The 20,874-nt window shown below is 41.3% G+C and carries 18 protein-coding genes; 9 read left to right on the top strand and 9 right to left on the bottom strand.

Translation table 11 applies throughout. The features are described 5' to 3' along the window. The 5 genes from ACLR96_RS08695 to ilvB all read right to left on the bottom strand — a co-directional run. Window positions 1-596: amidohydrolase family protein (locus tag ACLR96_RS08695; protein WP_412265635.1), on the bottom strand; the 596-nt coding region annotated here is incomplete at its 3' end. A 72-nt stretch (window positions 597-668) separates the two neighbouring features. Further along, window positions 669-2,327 (bottom strand): dihydroxy-acid dehydratase, encoded by a 1,659-nt coding sequence (gene ilvD, locus ACLR96_RS08690; RefSeq protein WP_177270884.1) that lies wholly within the window; start codon window positions 2,325-2,327, stop codon window positions 669-671. Between the two features lie 213 nt (window positions 2,328-2,540). Next, complete coding sequence (gene ilvC, locus ACLR96_RS08685) at window positions 2,541-3,536, bottom strand: ketol-acid reductoisomerase (protein WP_177270883.1); 996 nt, start codon at window positions 3,534-3,536, stop codon at window positions 2,541-2,543. Window positions 3,537-3,580: 44 nt separating this feature from the next. Further along, the gene (gene ilvN / locus ACLR96_RS08680) at window positions 3,581-4,087 is read right to left on the bottom strand and encodes an acetolactate synthase small subunit (protein ID WP_177270882.1); all 507 of its coding nucleotides are present in this window, start codon (window positions 4,085-4,087) and stop codon (window positions 3,581-3,583) included. 13 nt (window positions 4,088-4,100) lie between these two features. Beyond that, window positions 4,101-5,762: a biosynthetic-type acetolactate synthase large subunit gene (gene ilvB, locus ACLR96_RS08675; protein WP_412265632.1), complete on the bottom strand. Its 1,662-nt coding sequence runs from the start codon at window positions 5,760-5,762 to the stop codon at window positions 4,101-4,103. Window positions 5,763-6,047: 285 nt separating this feature from the next. Between ilvB and ACLR96_RS08670 the strand changes: the two genes are divergently transcribed. From ACLR96_RS08670 to ACLR96_RS08630, 9 genes are all read left to right on the top strand, one after another. Further along, window positions 6,048-7,466 carry a helix-turn-helix domain-containing protein gene (locus ACLR96_RS08670; RefSeq protein ID WP_177270880.1) on the top strand — a complete coding sequence of 473 codons (1,419 nt, stop codon included), beginning with the start codon at window positions 6,048-6,050 and terminating at the stop codon, window positions 7,464-7,466. Between the two features lie 177 nt (window positions 7,467-7,643). Continuing rightward, window positions 7,644-8,876, top strand: coding sequence for a saccharopine dehydrogenase family protein (locus ACLR96_RS08665; protein ID WP_177270879.1), 1,233 nt, complete (start codon window positions 7,644-7,646; stop codon window positions 8,874-8,876). A gap of 370 nt (window positions 8,877-9,246) precedes the next feature. Beyond that, the gene (locus tag ACLR96_RS08660) at window positions 9,247-9,456 is read left to right on the top strand and encodes a hypothetical protein (protein WP_177270878.1); all 210 of its coding nucleotides are present in this window, start codon (window positions 9,247-9,249) and stop codon (window positions 9,454-9,456) included. Then, complete coding sequence (locus tag ACLR96_RS08655; RefSeq protein WP_177270877.1) at window positions 9,440-11,140, top strand: 2-isopropylmalate synthase; 1,701 nt, start codon at window positions 9,440-9,442, stop codon at window positions 11,138-11,140. The genes ACLR96_RS08660 and ACLR96_RS08655 overlap by 17 nt, the downstream gene beginning before the upstream one ends. A gap of 39 nt (window positions 11,141-11,179) precedes the next feature. Continuing rightward, window positions 11,180-12,439, top strand: a complete 1,260-nt coding sequence (gene leuC / locus ACLR96_RS08650; protein ID WP_177270876.1) for a 3-isopropylmalate dehydratase large subunit — start codon at window positions 11,180-11,182, stop codon at window positions 12,437-12,439. A 33-nt stretch (window positions 12,440-12,472) separates the two neighbouring features. Next, the gene (gene leuD / locus ACLR96_RS08645; RefSeq protein ID WP_177270875.1) at window positions 12,473-12,955 is read left to right on the top strand and encodes a 3-isopropylmalate dehydratase small subunit; all 483 of its coding nucleotides are present in this window, start codon (window positions 12,473-12,475) and stop codon (window positions 12,953-12,955) included. An 11-nt stretch (window positions 12,956-12,966) separates the two neighbouring features. Further along, window positions 12,967-14,037, top strand: coding sequence for a 3-isopropylmalate dehydrogenase (gene leuB, locus ACLR96_RS08640; protein WP_177270874.1), 1,071 nt, complete (start codon window positions 12,967-12,969; stop codon window positions 14,035-14,037). 396 nt (window positions 14,038-14,433) lie between these two features. Beyond that, a complete protein-coding gene (locus ACLR96_RS08635; protein WP_177270873.1) occupies window positions 14,434-15,732 on the top strand; it encodes a saccharopine dehydrogenase NADP-binding domain-containing protein in 1,299 nt (432 codons plus the stop codon). A 184-nt stretch (window positions 15,733-15,916) separates the two neighbouring features. Next, the gene (locus tag ACLR96_RS08630) at window positions 15,917-16,321 is read left to right on the top strand and encodes an Rrf2 family transcriptional regulator (protein WP_177270872.1); all 405 of its coding nucleotides are present in this window, start codon (window positions 15,917-15,919) and stop codon (window positions 16,319-16,321) included. Window positions 16,322-16,407: 86 nt separating this feature from the next. Here the strand turns inward: ACLR96_RS08630 and spoIIR are convergent, their stop codons facing one another. The 4 genes from spoIIR to ispE all read right to left on the bottom strand — a co-directional run bounded on the left by spoIIR (window position 16,408) and on the right by ispE (window position 20,785). Beyond that, window positions 16,408-16,983, bottom strand: a complete 576-nt coding sequence (spoIIR, locus tag ACLR96_RS08625; RefSeq protein WP_177270871.1) for a stage II sporulation protein R — start codon at window positions 16,981-16,983, stop codon at window positions 16,408-16,410. Between the two features lie 96 nt (window positions 16,984-17,079). Next, window positions 17,080-18,999 (bottom strand): SPOCS domain-containing protein, encoded by a 1,920-nt coding sequence (locus tag ACLR96_RS08620; RefSeq protein WP_177270870.1) that lies wholly within the window; start codon window positions 18,997-18,999, stop codon window positions 17,080-17,082. Window positions 19,000-19,148: 149 nt separating this feature from the next. Next, the gene (locus ACLR96_RS08615) at window positions 19,149-19,823 is read right to left on the bottom strand and encodes a GntR family transcriptional regulator (protein ID WP_177270869.1); all 675 of its coding nucleotides are present in this window, start codon (window positions 19,821-19,823) and stop codon (window positions 19,149-19,151) included. Between the two features lie 26 nt (window positions 19,824-19,849). Next, the gene (gene ispE, locus ACLR96_RS08610) at window positions 19,850-20,785 is read right to left on the bottom strand and encodes a 4-(cytidine 5'-diphospho)-2-C-methyl-D-erythritol kinase (protein ID WP_177270868.1); all 936 of its coding nucleotides are present in this window, start codon (window positions 20,783-20,785) and stop codon (window positions 19,850-19,852) included. Window positions 20,786-20,874: the final 89 nt, after the last annotated feature.

Below are 20,874 nucleotides of genomic sequence, written 5' to 3'. Positions count from 1 at the left end.
CCTATTTCCCATCTCCATATACCGCCTCCGGTTGCCCATATTTTTATAGCATCGGGATTTTCTCGTATTCTTCTCCTTACAGCTTTTCGGAGATCCCACGGACCGTCTACACATTCTGCCCATGGATGAGCATTTTTGTTTTGCTCTATAGAAAGTTTATGGGAGTCTCCATGTCCGGCTGTCGCACAGAAACCAAGACCTGTAGCAATAATTCTCGGCCCTTTCATTACTTTAGCTTCCACCATATTTCTGATGTGGATACCGAACCTTGAGATCTCGCCGACAGTAGTCAGACCGGATTCGAGACACTCATGAGCTTGCTGTACTGCGACAACAGCTTTCTGGATATTATCCTCCATGACCCAGTCGCTGTCATTCTCTGTAAGGTTACCTGAAAAATGAAGGTGAGCGTCCACAAGCCCCGGCATTATAGTTTTGCCTGTGATATCGATAATATCGTATTCAGCAGGAATGTCTGAGGCTTTGCCCGCATAAGTAATCTTATCGTCATCAATAAGAACCAGACTGTTTGTTACGGCGGCTGATCCGGTGCCGTCTATCAGAAGACCTCCGGTAAATGCTGTTTTACACATCATAACCTCCCTTTATACTAATTGCTGTTGGTCTGAATTTTGCGAGAGTGCCTGAAAAGGCATCTCTTGCGGTATTTATTCCATAACAGCTCCTTTAGCGGATGATGATACGTTTCTCATATATCTGGCCAGCCATCCTCCGGTTACGTTCGGTGCGGGAGCGATATATTCTTTGCGTCTTTTGCTGAATTCTTCATCGGAAACTCTGGCATTTATCTTGGCATTTGGAATATCTATGTCTATGATATCCCCTTCTTTGATAAGACCGATGTTTCCGCCTGCAGCAGCTTCAGGGCAGACATGGCCTATGGAAGCACCTCTGCTGGCACCGCTGAAACGACCGTCTGTTATGAGAGCAACTGTTTTATCAAGCTTCATTCCTGCAAGTGCGCTTGTAGGATTGAGCATTTCTCTCATTCCCGGACCGCCTTTAGGGCCTTCATATCTGATTACCACTACATCACCGTCTGTTATTTTTCCTGCATAAATAGCTGCGATGGCGTCTTCCTCGCAGTTAAAGACTCTTGCAGGTCCGCTGTGAGAAAGCATTTCTGCAGCTACCGCACTTCTTTTCACTACACAGCCGTCCTGAGCTATGTTGCCCCACATAATGGCGATTCCACCGGTTTCGCTGTATGGATTATCTATTGGTCTTATTATATCATAATTCTTGACGCAGGCACCCTCAATATTTTCTCCTACAGTTTTTCCGGTAGCTGTTATTAAGCTTTCGTCAATGAGACCTTTTTTAGTGAGTTCACTGAATACTGCTCTGAGACCTCCTGCATTGTTGAGATCATGCATATGAGTGCCTCCTGCAGGAGCCAGATGACAGAGATTAGGGACTTTTGCGCTGAATTCATTAAAAATATCAAGATTAAGCTCCACTCCTGCTTCATTGGCTATTGCCAATAGATGAAGTACGCTGTTTGAGGAGCAGCCAAGAGCCATATCGCAAGCAAGGGCATTTCTCAAAGATTTTTCATTTATGATGTCACGCGCTTTAATATCTTTCTCCACTAAATTCATGATAGCCATGCCGGCGTGTTTGGCGAGTCTGATCCTTGCAGCGTCTACCGCAGGGATGGTTCCGTTTCCGGGAAGAGCTATTCCGACGGCTTCCGAAAGACAGTTCATGCTGTTGGCAGTATACATGCCCGAACATGATCCGCATCCCGGACATGTGTTTTCTTCGAATTCCAGAAGCTCTTCATCATCAATCAGGTCGGCCTTTCTTGCGCCTACTGCCTCAAACATTTTGGAAAGACTGGTTTCTTCACCTTTTACAAGACCTGACATCATAGGACCGCCGGAGCAGACTACTGTCGGTATATTTATTCTTACGGCAGCCATTATCATACCGGGAACGATCTTATCGCAGTTAGGTACCAGAACCAGACCGTCGAAGGCATGAGCCATAGCCATGGTTTCTACGCTGTCAGCAATCAGCTCGCGGCTTGCTAGGCTGTATTTCATCCCTATATGTCCCATAGCTATTCCATCGCAGACTCCTATGGCAGGAACCTCTATAGGGGTTCCTCCGGCCATTCTTACTCCGGCTTTGACGGCTTCTGCTATCTTATCGAGATGGATGTGACCTGGCACTACTTCACTTTTTGCTGAAACAACACCTATGAGAGGCCGTTCCAGTTCTTCTTTTGTATATCCCATGGCGTAAAACAGACTTCGCATAGGAGCCTTTTCAACGCCTTTTGTTACGTTATCGCTTCTCATTTTTCGTTTCCTTTCTTGTTTTTCGGGTAAAAATCCGGCTTTGCCGGTTTTCCGCATTTTTGGAAGTATCGCTTGATGATATTTCCCGGAAAATAAAATAAAGAGATTTTGCGGAGGCAACCTCCGCAGGCATGAGCTTGTAATGCGTCTGCTCAGAATGCCGAGGACCAATTGCCATAGCAAAACCTCTTTTATGTTTATCTGTTTAATATACTATTTTTTCAGCCAACTCATCATCTTTCTGAGCTCTTCGCCCACTTTGCAGAGGAGATGTGAAGCTTCTTTCTTTCTTGTTGCCAGGAATTTAGCTCTGCCGCCTGCATTGAATTCCTGAATGAATTCGCTTGCAAAAGTACCGTCCTGGATTTCTGAGAGAACTTTTTTCATTTCTTTTCTCGTATCCTCTGTAACGATTCTTGTTCCTGTTCTGTAGTCGCCATATTCAGCAGTGTTGGAGATGGAATATCTCATTTTATCGAATCCGCCCTCATTGATAAGGTCCACAATAAGTTTCATTTCGTGAATACATTCAAAGTAAGCCATTTCAGGTTCATAGCCTGCTTCTACCAGTGTATCGAATCCGGCCTTCATAAGTTCTGTAACGCCGCCGCAGAGTACAGCCTGTTCTCCGAAGAGGTCTGTTTCAGTCTCTTCTTTAAATGTAGTTTCAAGAATTCCTGCACGTCCTGCACCTATTCCGCTTGCGTAAGCAAGAGCATAGTCTTTTGCTTTTCCGGAAGCATCCTGATAAACAGCTATAAGGCTTGGAACACCTTTCCCTTCTACATACTGGCTTCTTACTGTATGTCCCGGGCCTTTAGGGGCGATCATTACAACATCAAGATATGATGCAGGCTGTATCTGATTGTAGTGGATGTTGAATCCATGAGCGAATGCCAGTACATTTCCTTCTTTCATATGCTTTTCGATCTGGTTCTTGTAGATAGAAGCCTGAAGTTCATCAGGAGTAAGGATCATTACGACATCGCCTGCTTCTGCAGCTTCTTCGATACCCATGACTTTTAATCCGGCAGCTTCTGCTTTTGCAGTGTGAGCGGATCCCGGTCTGAGACCTACCACTACGTTTACTCCGCTTTCATTAAGATTCATGGCATGGGCGTGTCCCTGACTTCCGAATCCTATGATAGCAACGGTTTTTCCGTCTAATAATGCTAAATTACAATCCTGATCATAATATTTTTTAATCATTTTTTCCGTCTCCTTTTGTATATTAAAAATTTTAAAGACAATAATTATTCTTCGTGCCAGCTTGCGCCTCGGCCAATACCTGTAATACCGGTACGGCATACTTCGGCGATTTCGTGACAGCTCATCATATCCATAAAAGCATCGAGTTTCTCCGACGCTCCGGTCATCTCTATGATCAGACTGTCTTTTGACAGATCTACGATTCTTCCCCTGTATATCTCAACGATTTCCTTTATAGCTGAGCGTTCTGTTTTGTCGGCTTTAACTTTAAGAAGGAGAAGTTCTCTGTAAATACTGTCATTTGAATTGAGTGTAAATATTTTTTTTACAACCTCCAGTTTGGCAGTCTGTGTTATTATTTGGTGAAGTCCCTGTTCCGTTCCCGTAAAGACTACAGTTATTCTTGAAAGTTTAGGATCGTTGGTGGCTGAGACTGTAAGCGAATCTATATTAAATCCTCTGCGTCCGAACAGGCTGCTGACTCTTGTAAGAACATTGGCCTGGTTGTCTACAAGAATGCTGATAACTTCTTTTTTTATTTGTTTATCCATACTCGTCTTCCTCCTAACCTATGATCATATCTTCGATAGTTCCTCCGCCCGGGATCATAGGAAGAACTCGTTCATCTCTTGCTATAGCGCAGTCGATCCATACAGGTCCCTTTTCCTGCAAAGCTTTTTTGAAAGCTTCTTCGAATTCTTTGGGATTGGACGCGGTGAAACCCTTTGCTCCGAAAGCTTCTGCCAGTTTAGAGAAGTTTGTTTTTCTTTCAGGTGTTGTGGCTGCGTATCTTTTTCCGTAAAAAGATGTCTGCCACTGGTATACCATGTCGAGAACCTGATTATTCATTATGATAGTTATGATGGGAAGCTCTTGGCTGACTGCCGTACATGCTTCATTCAAGTTCATATGGAAAGAACCGTCTCCTGTGAAATGAACGACTCTTTTGTCAGGGCATCCGATCTGAGCTCCTATAGCTGCGCCGTAGCCGAATCCCATCGTTCCCAGACCTCCGCTTGTGATGAAATCTTTGGTCTTGTCATGTTTCAGATATTGAGCCGCCCACATCTGATGCTGACCTACATCGGTAACATAAATGGTTTCCTTATCTGTAAGATCGCATACTGCATGTACGATCTCACTTGGATGAAGGTCAGCTCCCTGACACTTCACATCTCCTGTCTTCTTTTTCCATTCTGTTGCCTGAGATACCCATTCCTTATGGTCTTTTTTCTTGATCAGAGGCAGAAGTTTAGTAAGAAATTCTTTTACATCGGCAGTTACCCCTAAATCTACGAGGACGTTTTTGTTCAGCTCGCTTGTATCTATATCAATCTGTATTTTATGAGCTTTCTTGGCGAATTTTTCCGGATTAAGAGCCACTCGGTCGCTGAATCTGGCTCCTAATGCGATTACCAGATCAGCTCTGTCTACAGCCCTGTTAGCTGCGATGCTTCCGTGCATTCCTATAAGGCCGAGATTTCTCGGATTCTCATACCCCAGTATTCCGGCTGCCATCAATGTATATGTAGCGGGGATATCGGCAGTTTCCAAAAGCGCATTGAGTTCTTCGCCTGCGCCTGCTGCAGCTACGCCGCCTCCAAAATATACGATAGGTTTTTCTGATGAATTGATCATGGAAGCCACTTCCTGAACCTCTTTGTCGGTGAATACCGGCCGAGGGTTGAGAGGAAGCGGTTTTTCGGGTTTGTAGTCCGTCATTGCTGCAGTGACATCCTTGGTGATGTCGATGAGAACAGGTCCTTTTCTTCCGCTGTTAGCGATCCTGAAGGCGTTTCTCATGGCATCTGCCAGATCTTCTATTCTATTGACAAAGAAGGTATGCTTTGTTATCGGCATGGTTATTCCTGTTATGCATATTTCCTGAAATGCATCTCTGCCGATAAGACTGTCAGGTACGTTGGCAGTTATGGCTATCATAGGTATACTGTCCATAAACGCTGTGGCGATACCTGTCACCAGATTAGTTGCTCCGGGACCGCTGGTAGCAAAGACGACGCCTGTTTTACCTGTTGCCCTGTAATATCCGTCGGCAGCATGAGCTGCGCCTTGTTCATGAGCTGTCAATACGTGCTTTATCTTATCTCTGTATTCGTATAATGCGTCGTATAGATTCAGCGCTGCACCTCCGGGATATCCGAATATAGTGTCTACGCTGTGTTCTAATAAGATCTCAGCAACCAGTTGTGATCCTGTAACTCTCATTTTTTCCTCCTTCTGTAAATTGATTTGTTATTTCATTACACTTATTATATATGGTTTAGAAATAAAATCAACATGTTTTTTGTAGAAATTGTTATAAAAATACAAAGAAAATATGAAAACATAGTTTTTAAAAACAAAAAAACTATTTTTTTTGTTTTGATCGTAAAAATGATTTATGCCATGAGATTTGAGGAAGTTAAAAACAGAATACGAAAAATCTCTATTTGTAAAAGCAAAAGAAAGTTATATAATGAAAGCACAGGATGATTTCTTAAGAGAAGTGTAGTGGTAAAATTTATGATAGAAAAAGAGAATGTAAACTATATACCCGGTACGTCTGTGGCTGTAAGAGTATATAATATAGACAGGTATGAGCCCCATTATCATGAGGATTGTATAGAACTGCTGTTTGTGCTTAAGGGCGATATAAACATATTGTCCACTTATGATAAATTTCACTTGGAAAAAAATGATTTCACTGTGATAAACAAAGGCGATATTCATTATATAAAAGGAAGGGGTGAGAATCTGGTTCTTTCTCTGTATCTGAACCTATCGCATTTTGAGAAGCAATGTGAGTATGTTCAGTATATATATTTTGCCTGTGAAAGCTTTAATGCAAACAGCCTTCAGGAGAAATGCTCGCCGGAAGTGAGAAATCTCATTATTGATATCGTCCTGGAGGCAGCTAAAGATGACAGTGATCCAAAGAAAATAGATGGTTTTGCGAAGCAGCTGATGGATATTTTCATAAATAAATACGATTTTGCTCATTATCATAACGGAAAGGAGATTCCGAACAGTCAGTTGCAAAGGTATTACAGGATAGTAAAGCTCATAGATACAAAGTACGGAGAGAAACTGGATCTTAATGACCTGGCGCAGAAAGAGTTCGTAGGAAGAAATTATATTTCTCAGTTCTGGAAGAATCTTACCAACATGAACCTTACAGATTATATTACATCTGTAAGAAGCGAGCGGGCAGAGAAGATGATGCTGACCAGCAATAAAAGCATTAATGAGATTTCATTTAATTGCGGCTTTTCTGATTCAAAATATATTTACAAAGGCTTTAAAAAATGGTATGAAAAAACACCATCCCAGCACAAGAAGGAATATGAAAAATATAAAGCCGAAGGAACGTCTGTAAAAGAATATAGCGAAGCCGAAATTCTTTCAAAATTCGGACGGACACTGATATATGCCAACATGGATGAAAACAAAGCCAGCTTTATGCAGGATTCGGAGAAGAAAGAAAACTGGCGGCAAAAGTATGAGCTGCAGATAGGAAAATATTCCGGCAGTAAGATAAAACAGGAGATGATAAAGGAAAACCATCTGGAGGCAGGATTAAAAGAGATATATCTCCCTCTTTTTGACAGGGCTGTGGTAGATATAGACGGTGGCAACATTAATATGGACATGGAGTTTGTGGAAATGGTTGTTAAGGGTGCAAAGAAAATGTCGCTGCTGCTTTATATAGAAATATATTTTCCTGAACATTCCGTAGATGAATGGGAAAGCGTTTTGGAGTATTTTGTACACGCATTGAATGAAAGTGACGCTGCGGATTTTCTGCCAAGATGTAGATTTGTTGTATGCTTTGATGATTTCGCCGATGCGGTAAATGTAAGAAAACTGATGAATCGCATCTCACACATGGTAAGCTCTAAAAATATAAGGATGGCATTAAGATTTTCATAAAAATTGACAAGATAACGAAATAAAAACGTAAGATTGGCAGGGGCATAGTTTCTATAAGATACAGAAATTGAGTCCCTGCCTATTCTATTGGCAAAGATAGAAAATACGTCGATTGAAGCTGATATTTTTTTCGGCTACCATATAAGCAGATAATTCAATGAAAGAGAAGGTAGCATAATGAAAAAAGTAGTAATAATAGGAACCGGGGCACAGGGAACGACAGTGGCAAGAAGACTTGATGAAGAGTCGACGGTTGGAGAAATCATCTGCGCCGACTATAATAAAGCAGCGGTTGATGAGCTTGTAAGCGGCTTGAAAAAGGCAAAAGGTGCGCAATGTGATGCATATGATGTCAACAGTCTTATAGAATGCGCGCAGGGTGCGGATCTTATTGTGAATGCACTGCCCCTTGAATTCGGTAAAAATGTGCTGGACGCAGCGCTGGCGGTAAAAGCAAATTATCAGGATTTTTCCTCCTCCACTGCTTTTGATGAAGATGTAAATCTCGGATGGATAAGAGGTATGAAATACCAGTTTGAAGTGTACGGACCTAAGTTCAAGGAAATAGGAAAACTTGCTATCATAGGAACAGGCTCTGCTCCGGGACTTATCTGCTGTGCTACAAGAGCCGCAATGAAGCATCTGGACTCATGCGAGACTATCTACAACATAGTATGGGAAGGTGTTGAAGCTGAAAGATTTCAGCCCTTCTGGTGGTCGCCGGAAACAGCTCTCCAGGATATGATGGAGCCTGCGTATACATATGAAAACGGTGAAATTTTTGTAAAAGAGCCGTTTGCAGATCCTATCGTGAGACAGTACGATTATATGGATAAGCCTGTAACATTCCAGAATCACTGCCATGATGAACCGGTACAGTATGGACTTAATGCGGAAAAATATTTCAAGGGCTGTAAAAATGCTTACTTTAAGTATGCCGGAGTTGGTATGGACTTTGCCAGACCTCTGTATAGAGCGGGTCTTCTCGGACATGAAAAGGAAGACATCAAGGGCAGCATGGTGGAGCCGTTTGATGTGATAATAAATCATATTCCAAAACCGCCTAAATTCAGACATGAAATTCAGGAGATAATAGATGAAGGAATCGTCTGCGATGACGGCTGTATGGTTATAGAAGCATACGGAAAGAAAGACGGTAAGGATATTCTCGTTGAAAACCACGTGTTCTCGCCGGGGCTTGCCGAAGCCTTTGAAAAAGCAGGAATGACAGGAGAAATGTATCTTACGGGTCAGGGCGGATATCTGTTTTCAAAGATGTTTGTAAATGATGACTTTGATATGACAGGTCTTATTTCATCGGATATGCTGCCTCTTGACAAGGTGGATAAGTATTTTGAGTATGCAAAAGAGCTGGATATAATAATGGAAACAAAGATAAAAGAAATATAGACTTACCCTATAAAATCTATGCAGATGTTCCTCGGAATCATCTGCATAGATTTTGCTTTATAGTGGCTTTAGCTGGGGTTTCGAACGAAGTGAGGAACAACGAATTAACGATTATGCCGGCGGTAATGATTTTTTCTGTTGACAAAGACTTTACATTATTATATATTAGTACCATACATGTAAATACAGACGCGATGAACGGAATAAATTTGATGAAAATATTTCAGCGAGCAGTCGGATGGTGCAAGACTGTATATGGATTCAGATGTCTCGGCCGGGAGTGTCAAACCTTAAGTGGGTATGTGATTTTTCAGAAGATGCTGAATTTATGATTTTTTAACAGTTCTGAAACGGCGGAAGCCGAAACAGCATGCCAATAAGAGTGGTACCGCGGAAGCTTATGCCTTCGTCTCTTATATTTGAGATGAAGGCTTTTTTTATCACATCGGGAAGTATCGCCTGCGATACTGATAAGATGTGGCGATGTCTGGCCGCTAAAAGAGTTGGCGCGGCTGACTTTGTTTGGAATTGTACTATCATACAGTTGAAGAAAGGAAAGAATTATGAAAAACTACAATAAATATAAGGTGGGATATTTTCCTCCTGATAAACCTCACAACGAATGGGTGAAAAAAGATCATGTTGAAAAGGCCCCTATATGGTGCAGTGTAGACCTTAGAGACGGGAATCAGGCTCTTATAGTGCCTATGAGCCTGGAAGAAAAGGTGGAATTCTTTAAATATTTGGTCAAGATAGGATTTAAACAGATTGAGGTTGGGTTCCCGGCAGCATCAAAGACAGAATATCAGTTTTTGAGAAAATTGGTAGATGAAAATTTGATTCCGGATGATGTTACGGTTCAAGTGTTGACTCAGTCGAGAAAGCACATAATAAAGAAGACTTTTGAATCGCTGAAAGGTGTGAAAAAGGCTATAGTACATCTTTACAATTCCACATCATTGGCTCAGAGAGAACAGGTGTTTAAGAAAGAAAAACCTGAAATCATAAAGATCGCCACCGATGGAGCTGCTCTCATGAAAGAATATGCGGCTCAGAATCCGGAGACGGAATTTTCTTTTGAATATTCACCGGAGAGTTTTACCGGTACGGAAGTGGATTTTGCGGCGGATATCTGTAATGCAGTCATAGATATATGGGAGCCGACAGCTGATAATAAAGTCATCATTAATCTGCCGGGAACGGTGGAGATGTCCATGCCTCACGTATATGCTTCTCAGATAGAGTATATGTGTGCTAATCTTCATAACAGGGAGAATGTCATAGTTTCTCTTCATCCTCATAATGACAGAGGAACTGCAGTAGCTGATGCCGAACTGGGGCTTCTTGCAGGAGGCGATAGGATAGAGGGGACGCTTTTCGGCAATGGAGAGAGAACAGGGAATGTAGACGTCGTGACGCTGGCGATGAATATGTTCTGTCACGGTGTCGATCCTCAGCTTGATTTTTCCAATATGCCTGAAGTTGTCGAGACATATGAGAAATATACGGATATGAAAGTTCATCCGAGACAGCCTTACGGCGGACAGTTGGTATTCGCCGCATTCTCGGGTTCACATCAGGATGCTATTGCCAAGGGAATGAGATGGCATAAAGAGAAGGATCTCAAGACATGGTCTGTTCCGTATTTGCCGCTTGATCCGCAGGATGTGGGCAGAGAATATGAAGCTGATGTTATTCGTATCAACAGTCAGTCAGGAAAAGGCGGCGTTGCGTATATTCTGGAGAATAATTTCGGATATATGATTCCTCAGCAGATGAGAGAAGAAATCGGATATATGGTGAAGGATATTTCTGATAAAGAACATAAGGAGCTTACGCCTGTGGAAGTGTATCAGGCTTTTGCCAGAGAATATGTGAATGTTTTCGATCCTATAGATATCACTGATGCGGCATTCAGAAAGGCTTCGGATTTTAAAGCCAACGATGGTATGATAGCAGATATAAAGGTACGGATAGCCGGCAAAGTGTATCAGTTTGAGGCGGTTGGAAACGGACGCCTGGACGCTATAAGCAATGCTCTTAAAATGTCGCCTTATACATTTGATTACAAATTCATAACATATTCGGAGCATGCGCTTTCATCTGAGTCCAGTTCCAAGGCCGCAGCGTATGTATGTATAGAAGATAAAAACGGAGATGTGTTCTGGGGAGTGGGAACTCATGAAGATATAATACTGGCATCGGTAAATGCCTTGGTAAGCGCTCTCAACAGACAGAATAAAAAAGATCACTTTGTAGAATAGTTTGGTTATGTTTACAGGAAATAAATAGGAGGAAATGATATGGGGATGACAATGACTCAAAAGATTCTGGCTGCTCATGCCGGTCTTGGCAGCGTATCTGCGGGACAGCTTATTATGGCTGATCTTGATATGGTTTTAGGAAATGATATAACAACACCTGTTGCGGTGAACGAATTTGAAAGGGCAGGTTTTGACGGTGTCTTTGACAGGGAGAAGATTTCTCTTGTAATGGATCACTTTACCCCTAACAAGGATATAAAGGCAGCTGAACAGTGTATGCAGTGCAGGACTTTTGCCAGAAGGTTTGATGTAAAACATTTTTATGATGTGGGAAGAATGGGGATTGAGCATGCGCTTTTGCCGGAGCAGGGTATTGTAAAGGCCGGGGACTGCATAATCGGGGCTGACTCACATACATGTACATATGGTGCATTGGGTGCTTTTTCCACAGGTGTGGGAAGCACTGATATGGCTGCGGGAATGGCTACGGGTCAGGCGTGGTTCAAAGTTCCTGAAGCCATAAAATTCAATCTTAAAGGTAGTCTTGCCGAAAACGTTACGGGAAAAGATGTCATTTTGCATATAATTGGCATGATAGGTGTGGATGGAGCTCTTTACAGATCCATGGAATTCATGGGAGAAGGTCTTGCTTCTCTTTCAATGGATGACAGGCTTTGCATAGCCAATATGGCAATAGAGGCGGGAGCTAAAAACGGGATATTTATGGTTGACGAAATCACCGAGAAGTATATGAAAGACAGAGTAAAGGGTGAATGGAAAGTCTATGCTCCTGATGATGATGCTGAATATGCAGAAGAATATGACATAGATCTTTCGATTTTGCGGCCTACTGTATCTTTCCCTCATCTGCCTGAAAATACAAGAACTATAGATGAGGTAGGGGATATCGGTATCAATCAGGTAGTCATAGGTTCATGTACAAACGGAAGGCTGGAAGATATGGCTTTGGCTGCAGAGATCCTAAAAGGAAGAAAAGTTCATGATGATGTAAGAGCCATAATTATACCGGCAACTCAGCAGATATATAAAGAATGTATCAAAAATGGTTATCTTGATATATTCATTGATGCAGGATGCGTGGTCTCTACTCCTACATGCGGTCCATGTCTCGGAGGACATATGGGAATCCTGGCAGAAGGAGAGCGATGTGTCGCAACTACTAACAGAAATTTTGTAGGAAGAATGGGGCATGTTAAATCAGAAGTTTATCTGGCAAGTCCTGCAGTGGCAGCCGCATCAGCTGTAACGGGAAAAATAAGCGGACCTGATGAATTGTAACTTTTAATTAAGGTTATCAAAGGAGGAAAAAATATGAAAGCGCAAGGAAAAGTTCATAAATATGGAGATAATGTAGATACAGACGTTATAATCCCGGCAAGACATCTCAACACTGCTGACCATAAAGAGCTGGCAAGCCATTGCATGGAGGACATAGATGCTGATTTCGTAAATAAAGTGAAAGCGGGAGATATTATGGTCGGAGGAGAAAACTTTGGCTGCGGATCTTCCAGAGAGCATGCTCCTATTGCTATAAAAGCAAGTGGTATAGACTGCGTTATAGCTAAAACATTTGCCAGGATATTTTACAGAAATTCCATAAATATAGGACTTCCTATTCTGGAGTGTCCTGAGGCAAGTGAAAAGATAGAAAACGGGGACGAGGTTACAGTGGATTTTGATACAGGTGTTATTACTAATGAGACGAAAGGCGAGACATACCAGGCGCTGCCGTTTCCCGATTTTATCAAAGATATTATGGCAAAAGGCGGACTGATGAACAGTCTCAAAGCATAAGGAGGAACATGATGAATTATAAGATAGCAATAGTTCCGGGTGATGGGATAGGTCCGGAAGTAATTAGGCAGACCATTAGAGTTTTAGATAAAGTTGGGGAAAAATTCGGACATAAATTTGAATATACTGAGGTTTTGGCAGGGGGGTGTGCTATTGATGCTTCAGGGACGTGTTTGCCGCAGGAGACGATAGATACATGCAGAGCAAGTGATGCGGTACTTCTGGGGGCTGTAGGAGGGTGGAAATGGGATACTCTGCCCGGAAGTGAACGCCCGGAGATGGCTCTTTTGGGACTGAGAAAAGAGCTTGGACTTTTTGCGAATCTCAGACCTGCTCTATTGTTCGAAGATTTAGCTGAAGCGTGCCCTCTTAAGGCCGAGATCGTAGAAGGCGGTCTTGATATAGTGGTGGTAAGAGAACTTACCGGCGGTATATATTTCGGGGAAAAAGGAACTAAAGATACCGATATGGGACTTGCCGCTTATGATGTGGAGCAATATGCCGAAGAAGAGGTTCGCAGGATCGCAGAAGTGGCTTTTGATATGGCTATGAAGAGAAATAAGAAAGTTACCAGTGTCGATAAGGCTAATGTGCTGGAAAGTTCACGTCTGTGGAGGCGTGTTGTTGCAGAGGTCGGCGAAAAATATCCTGAGGTAGAGCTGAATAACCTTTATATAGACAACGCTGCAATGCAGATGGTGAGAAATCCCAAGCAGTTTGATGTTATCGTAACCAGCAATATCTTCGGGGATATTCTCTCTGATGAAGCAAGTATGATAACAGGTTCTATAGGTATGTTGCCTTCGGCTAGCCTGGCTACAGGGAATTTTGGCATGTATGAACCTGTGCATGGCTCTGCTCCTGATATAGCAGGAAAAGATATGGCTAATCCTATGGCTACTATTCTGTCTTCTGCGATGATGCTCAGATATACTTTCGGTCTTAGTGATGAGGCTGATGCTGTTGAGTCTGCGGTGAAGAAAGTACTCGCTGACGGATACAGAACTTCGGACATAGCAAAGGAAGGGGAAAGCGCCATTGGAACAGTAAAAACAGGAGACTTGATAGTGGAAGCTATTTAATAGACAATTGTTATAACTGTATAATTATTTTGTGTGATTAAAAATCATTTATCTGTAATTTCGAAAAAGACTGAAAACGATCTAAAGCCTTTAGATTAAAGGATTTAAGATCGTTTTTTGATTTCGCGGAAGTAATGATAAAAATATTATCTTGCTGAAATTTCATAAGAGTCTTGCGAAAAGGCGAATTTTAAGGTGTTGTATAGGTATGATAAAAATATCAGAAATAACGAAGGGAGCGTGGAACGCCAGGTGAGGACGCTTGCTTGGAAAATGCCAAATTTTATCAAAAGGAAACGCGAGATATTTGAAGTTATTTTTAGAACGTAATATCATGCAGGATTTTGGCTGTAAAAGATGTTTTGTATGAGTATTACATATTTTTCGAGGTGAACAATGAAAAAAGTATTAGTATTAGGTGTAGGCGCACAGGGAAGTGCAGCAGCAAAGAGACTCGATTTAGAACCAAATGTTGAAGAAGTAATTTGCGCGGACTATGATATGAAAGCCGTTGAGAACGTAGTGAGCTCCATTAAAAAGGGAAGAGGAGTTCAGGTAGACGCTCACGATAAAGACAGCATCGTAGCTGCAGCTCAGGGTGTAGACCTCATCCTGAACGGTCTTCCGCTCGAATGCACAAAGAACGTTCTTGATGCAGCGCTGGAAGTAAAGGCAAACTATCAGGACTACGCTTCAACTATCAATTTATATGATGTATGGAGAAACAGCGAAGAAGGCAAGAAAGACAATGACGGTCTTGCTGACAACGTTACTTCAGAAGCTACTAAAGAATGGATCGACAGCTTAAAGGCTCAGTACAGAATTTATGGACCTAAGTTCAAGAAAATCGGTAAGCTGGCAATCGTAGGTACTGGTTCAGCTCCTGGACTTATCTGCTGTGCTACAAGAAGAGCTGTAAGAGAACTGGATACTTGCGATACTATCTACAATATCGTATGGGAAGGCGCTATCGCTAAGAGATTCCAGCCATTCTGGTGGTCACCGATCACAGCTCTCACTGACATGAGTGAAGAAGCTCTGGCATTTGAAAACGGCACTTTCGTTAACAGACCTGCATTCGGTGTTCCTGAAAAGAGACAGTACGATTACATGGACGAAGAGATCACATTCTTAGAGCACTCACATGATGAGCCTTTACATTATGGTTTCAATGCAGATACACACTTTAAGGGATGTAAGAATGCTTACTTCAAGTATGCAGGAGCTGGTATGGACTTCGCTAAGCCGCTTTATCAGGCAGGCCTGCTGAGCCACGAGGCAGAGAACTATAAAGGAAACGAAATCGTTCCGTTTGATTATGTTCTTACTCATATTCCACCGGCACCTAAGTATAAGGAAGAGATCAAAGAAATCATAGATGAAGGTCTTGTAAAAGACTCAGGTTGTATGGTAATCGAAGCATACGGTAAGAAAGACGGAGCTGATACTTTAGTAGAAACTCACGTATTCGCACCTGGACTTGTTGAATCATTTGAAAGAGCAGGAATCACAGCAGAAATGTACCTGACTGGTCAGGGTGGATTCTTCTTCTCAAAGATGTTTGTAAATGACAAGTTTGATCAGACTGGTCTTATCTCATCAGATATGTTGACAGAAGATCAGGTTGATACTTACTTCGATTATGCTGCTGAGTTAGGAATCACTCTTGAAACAAAGATCAAGGAAAACAAATAATAGCATATAAGATTTGACTTTAAGGAGCTCCGCACTGACGTAAGCCGTCAAGGCGGAGCTTTTTTATATATAAATCTTATTTTGTCATATATTAGGGTTCGGTATATCTAAGCATATATACTTGACATATATGGTACATTATCATATACTATACTAAAATAGTTTTATTGAAGATCCATAGGAGGTGAAGCATATTTTAATTATAAAAGAAGTGGAATATGCCATAACGATTTTAGATGGATTATATCACAATGGCTCGATGTCAGCTAAAGAGCTTTCTGAAATGAAAAATATACCATCGCCTTTTATATACAGGATATTGAAACGGCTTGAAGAGGGAGGGATACTGTCTATAAAGAGAGGTCCCAAAGGTGGGTATTCCTTGTGCAGAAACTGTGATGAGTTGACTTTATGTGATATCATTGATGTTTTTGATAATACGTTTCTGGTGATAGAATGTATGAAAAAAGAATATGAATGCAGCAGGAATCATAAATCGGATTGTTGTATGCACGGGGAATTCGGCAGGATTCAGAATGTGCTGAGAACGGAATTCAAGAAAAAAAGTTTAACATCGTTATTTGAATGAAGCAAAAAACGCCTTAGAAAATATGCTTTTTTCAATGGCGTTTTTTGTTTAATGTCATTTAATGTCAGGAGGTTTAAGCCTGAGGATTATTGGTGTTCCTCATCCAGTATCTCCATAAGTTTCCATCGCAGTTGGAGTTTCTGATCTTCCGTCATTTTATCCTCTGATGTTGAATCAGTTCCTTCATCGAGCAGGCATAGAGGCGGAAACAGTACGCACCACCAGTTTTCTCCCTCGCCACTGCCTATCGTTATATTGAGTGCTTCATAATTTCCTGCGGGAAAGGTTATATCTCCATATGTTTTTTCGGGTATATACCTTATTCCAAGTTTGGCGTTTGAAGAATAATCATAGCCTTCTGATGCTATGATACCTTCGGTGATCTTTTCAAGTCTTCCTAAATTGTTTTGCAGATACTCCCTTGTGTCTTCGACATCCTGGAGATCATCTTGTTTTTCCATATATTCGATGACTGCATCGCGTACCTTTAGCTTCAGAGTCTGATCGGCCACCGTATTACTGTTGGCGATGACATGCAGTCTTATGATACCTTCATGATGATTTCCCTCGTCACCGATATATGTATAAAACAGAAGAAGACCCATTATTATTACGAGTGTCAGACAAATGACACATTTTTTTTCGTCGGATATTTTTTTCAATTCCCATTCCTCCTTTAAGTATAAACTTTACTTGGTATCGTAAGTTTTTACAGGACGCGGAGGAATTATACATATTCTGGAGAAATTTTTTGGAATTTATTTCATTATCAGTAGTTTTGTACCTTCAGTCAGTGGCTTTTCGGCGTCCAGCTGGTTAAGTTGCACCAAGCTTTCAATATCTGTTTTGTATCGTTTTGCGATGTCCCACATGGTATCTGTGCCACCTACTACATATATGGCCATAGATACACGTTTTTTTGGGGTCTTTGTTTCAGTAAAACAAAGATTTTCGAGGGTTGTAAAGTTTTTTTGCCCTATGGCCCAAACTTCGAGAGAAACTCCTATATTTATTTCTAACTGGCGGCTGTTGATAGAGTCAAACCAGAATTCTTTTACAGCGGCGGATACATTAATATTTAAACCTTCTGCGGCATCACTCATTTCAAGAGATCCGCGCAGAGGTACAGTGCTGTCTATTACGAAAGGAACTTTGTTTTCATCAAGGGCAAGAATCTTGACTGCTACATTTCCTTCTATTATTATACGTCCGCGTTCGGAATTACCTGTTATCTCTGTTATTCTTCCGGAACCGCAGAGCAGGGTTTCCGGTTTTTTATCTGTCTCTTCGATATTTACAATTTCTCTGGCGGAGACTTCTCCTGAAACAGTACCTTCTATGGAAGAAAGAGGCTGACTTGATATATCGAATTTTATATCCTGATTTTTATGGTAGGCGTCGGATACTATAGGGATATTTTTATTCTCGTATCCGCATATAACTGTCAAGATCTTTCCCTGGAGAAGAAACTGATTTTGGTTTTCTATGGTTGTTTTCAGACCATCGTTGTTAAAAGATGTTTGTATTAGATCAGTATCGATATTCTCTTCTATAATGATAAATTGAGTAAAGTCTGTTTTGTTTTTCAGACTGCACAATTTCTCTTCTCCGTCCTCCTGTCCCAGATATAATATTTCGGAAAGTATGGTGCCGTTTATTACGAGTTTTCCTGATGTGATCTGCTTGTGGTTTTCTATGATATTAAAGTGTTCCTTGAGTATCTTGACCGGAGAAGGTTGTTCCTCGTGTATATTTATCTCCTGTGAGATTTCAGTTGTCTCAGTAGTTTCAAATATAAGATCGGAGGCGTTTAATGAGCTGCTTTTTTGTATTAGATCATTATCTCCTATGCCATTGAAAAGCATTAAATCTTTCTGGATAATCTCTATAAAACGTATAGAAATGTTTCCTTTTACGGTAAATTTACGTTCGTTGAGCATTTCAGCCGAAATAGTCTTTATTGATACAGAGATTTTGAAGGTACTGCCTTCTGTGTTTTCCCAACATTTATCAGTTTTGAAAGGAATAGAGGATTTTATCACGTCTACCGGAGAGTCAGCGCTGTCAGTAGGCTTGTAAACTGTATATACGATGATTTCTCCGGAAACAGGATCGGATTTTTCATAGCTTGCTTTTCCGGGCTGTGAAAGCGCTATATTGCCTTCTGCGAATAATACGGAACCCATGTCCGGCATAGTGTCCGGCACAAGTAAAGTTTCCTCAAAGGGCAGTACATATTCCTTCGCATCCCACATATTTCTGAGTTTAAGTTTGGAATATTGAGATGAGGATGTTAGTGGCGTGATCTTTGTAAAATCCCGGCTCTCACGTTGTATCGGGGCCGGTTCTGCGGAGGCTTTTCCGGAAGGTTGGGATGGAATAACCGCAGGATGCTGTGTTTCAAAGTCGTCTTTTAAGACGGTCTCCTGCTGTGATTCTGCCTGTGTTTCATCGATAGTATGTGTCTGAGGAATTTCGGGCAGGATAATTTCGATGTTTTCATCAATATCTGCTATGGGTTTTGCACTCTCTTCGGATTCGGGTTTTTCAGGGGGGATATCTTCGGCCGGTTCTTCTATCGGTACGTCAACATACTGTAAATTTTCGGGCTGCTGCGCTTCCTCCTGCTGCGGTTCTTTATTGCCTACGGGCAGATTATCATAAGGCGATATATTCATGTATTGCGACCTCCTTGTTATTATTGAAAAGTATTTCTCATAAACAATATTCATAAAGAATTGATTATATGCTTTCTGCATAAAAAAAGTGCACATGACGGAATCAAAGATTCATCATGTACACTTTCTATACATAAGAGTGGTTTTTATTATTCAATATGTTTTGGCTGTACATTTTCGCTTATTACGAGTTCTTTAAGCCTGTTGATATGTATATCAGCGGCTTCGCGTGCAGCATTGGCATCGCCGCTTTCAATGGCTTCAAGTATTATTCTGTGTTCCTCCGGCATATTTTCAGCCCTTTTGAAATCATCGTAATATATGTATCTAAATCTGAGTACAAGTTCCTGGAGCTGTTCGATCATCTGTACAAGAATTTTATTGTTGCAAGATTCCACGATGATACGATGGAAACGTGTATCGTACTGGATCATGTCTTCCATATTTCCTTCTGAAACGGCGGTATTGTATTTTGCCGATATATTTTTCAGATCTTCAAGCTGAGACGGCTGCATTCTTGAAGCTGCAAAATAGGCTGCAAGACCTTCCATATTTTGTCTTACCTCCAAAATCTCTACCATGTCTTTTGTTGAAATCTGGGAGGCGTAAGCACCTTTGCGAGGCTCTATTATTACGAGTCCCTCCTTTTCAAGCTTTCTAATGGCTTCTCTGACAGGAGTTCTGCTGACACCTATCTGGTTGGCCAGCTCTACTTCCATCATTCTGGTCCCGGGGACTATGGCGCCTGTCAGGATCTGCATTTTTAATTCTTCGTAGACCATTTCCCTGAGAGGTTTATGGTTCTGGATATCAAAATTCAACATATTGTTCACCTAAATAGATTATTTCTTTACCATGTAGTGCGCGTCCAAAAGCTTTCTTTATTTTCTCTGAGCATTTCACGGCAGACTTTTTTAGCTTGCTCCATATTTCTGCACAGCCCAAAGACTGTAGGTCCGCTTCCGCTCATAAGGACACATCCCGTATCACAGAATTTCTGCATTTGATTTTTTGTATATTTGACTATAGGATAATGCTTTAGTGTGAAGTTTTCAAGTACATTGATCATATTTTTTTTGACAAGCCCAATGGCTCCTGTGCTGAGACCTTTTATCATCTCATCATTGTCGGGATGGTGAGGTATGTATTCTGAATCTATACCCTGATATACTTTAGCTGTAGATACACTCAATGCCGGTTTTGAAAGAACCAAGTGACTCTTAAGACCTTTAAGAGGTTTTAAGGTAGTTCCTGTTCCTGTTGCCAGAGCGCAGTGGCAGGAAAGAGGATCCTCGGTAAAGTCAGGATGGAGATTTTTGTTTGCCGCCGCTTGTCCCATGATACAGAAAGGAACGTCTGAACCGAGTTCATTTCCTATGAGGCACAGTTCTTTTACGGAAAGTTTCAGTTCCCATAGTTTGTTTATTCCGTGAAGAACAGCGGCGGCATTGCTACTGCCTCCGGCAAGGCCGGCAGATATTGGGATGCGTTTTTTGATATCTATTATGATTTTGCCTGAACGACCGTTTCCGTATTTTTTAGACATAAGCATGGCAGCTTTATAGGCGAGGTTACGATCATCTGTAGGAAGAAAGTATTTATTGGTAGACACACTTATAGTAATCATATGATCGCATGAATATTCTTTCCATCTTATCATTATATCGTCACATAGCAGTATTTGCTGCATTACCATTTCCACTTGGTGGAATCCATTATTCATAATTCCGAGGACATCCAGGGAAAGATTTATTTTTCCAAAGGATTTCAGCTGTATTTTTTTCAATTAAATTCTCTCCTTTTAACAGTGTGAAAAAATAAGTGAGCTTTTGGCTCACCTATTTTCTTATGTTATTTTTTCTTGTTTTTGGAATT

Origin of the sequence: Lentihominibacter sp. (genome assembly GCF_046951855.1) — a bacterium.
Classification (GTDB): domain Bacteria; phylum Bacillota; class Clostridia; order Peptostreptococcales; family Anaerovoracaceae; genus Lentihominibacter; species Lentihominibacter hominis.
This window is presented reverse-complemented; position numbering and strand designations above follow the sequence as displayed.

Excerpts from the sequence above, each read along its gene's own strand:
- ilvD (WP_177270884.1), bottom strand. The coding sequence starts at position 2,327 with ATGAGAAGCGATAACGTAACAAAAGGCGTTGAAAAGGCTCCTATGCGA.
- ilvC (WP_177270883.1), bottom strand. The coding sequence starts at position 3,536 with ATGATTAAAAAATATTATGATCAGGATTGTAATTTAGCATTATTAGAC.
- ilvN (WP_177270882.1), bottom strand. The coding sequence starts at position 4,087 with ATGGATAAACAAATAAAAAAAGAAGTTATCAGCATTCTTGTAGACAAC.
- ilvB (WP_412265632.1), bottom strand. The coding sequence starts at position 5,762 with ATGAGAGTTACAGGATCACAACTGGTTGCTGAGATCTTATTAGAACAC.
- ACLR96_RS08665 (WP_177270879.1), top strand. The coding sequence starts at position 7,644 with ATGAAAAAAGTAGTAATAATAGGAACCGGGGCACAGGGAACGACAGTG.
- ACLR96_RS08660 (WP_177270878.1), top strand. The coding sequence starts at position 9,247 with ATGCCAATAAGAGTGGTACCGCGGAAGCTTATGCCTTCGTCTCTTATA.
- ACLR96_RS08655 (WP_177270877.1), top strand. The coding sequence starts at position 9,440 with ATGAAAAACTACAATAAATATAAGGTGGGATATTTTCCTCCTGATAAA.
- leuC (WP_177270876.1), top strand. The coding sequence starts at position 11,180 with ATGGGGATGACAATGACTCAAAAGATTCTGGCTGCTCATGCCGGTCTT.
- leuD (WP_177270875.1), top strand. The coding sequence starts at position 12,473 with ATGAAAGCGCAAGGAAAAGTTCATAAATATGGAGATAATGTAGATACA.
- leuB (WP_177270874.1), top strand. The coding sequence starts at position 12,967 with ATGAATTATAAGATAGCAATAGTTCCGGGTGATGGGATAGGTCCGGAA.
- ACLR96_RS08635 (WP_177270873.1), top strand. The coding sequence starts at position 14,434 with ATGAAAAAAGTATTAGTATTAGGTGTAGGCGCACAGGGAAGTGCAGCA.
- ACLR96_RS08620 (WP_177270870.1), bottom strand. The coding sequence starts at position 18,999 with ATGAATATATCGCCTTATGATAATCTGCCCGTAGGCAATAAAGAACCG.
- ACLR96_RS08615 (WP_177270869.1), bottom strand. The coding sequence starts at position 19,823 with ATGTTGAATTTTGATATCCAGAACCATAAACCTCTCAGGGAAATGGTC.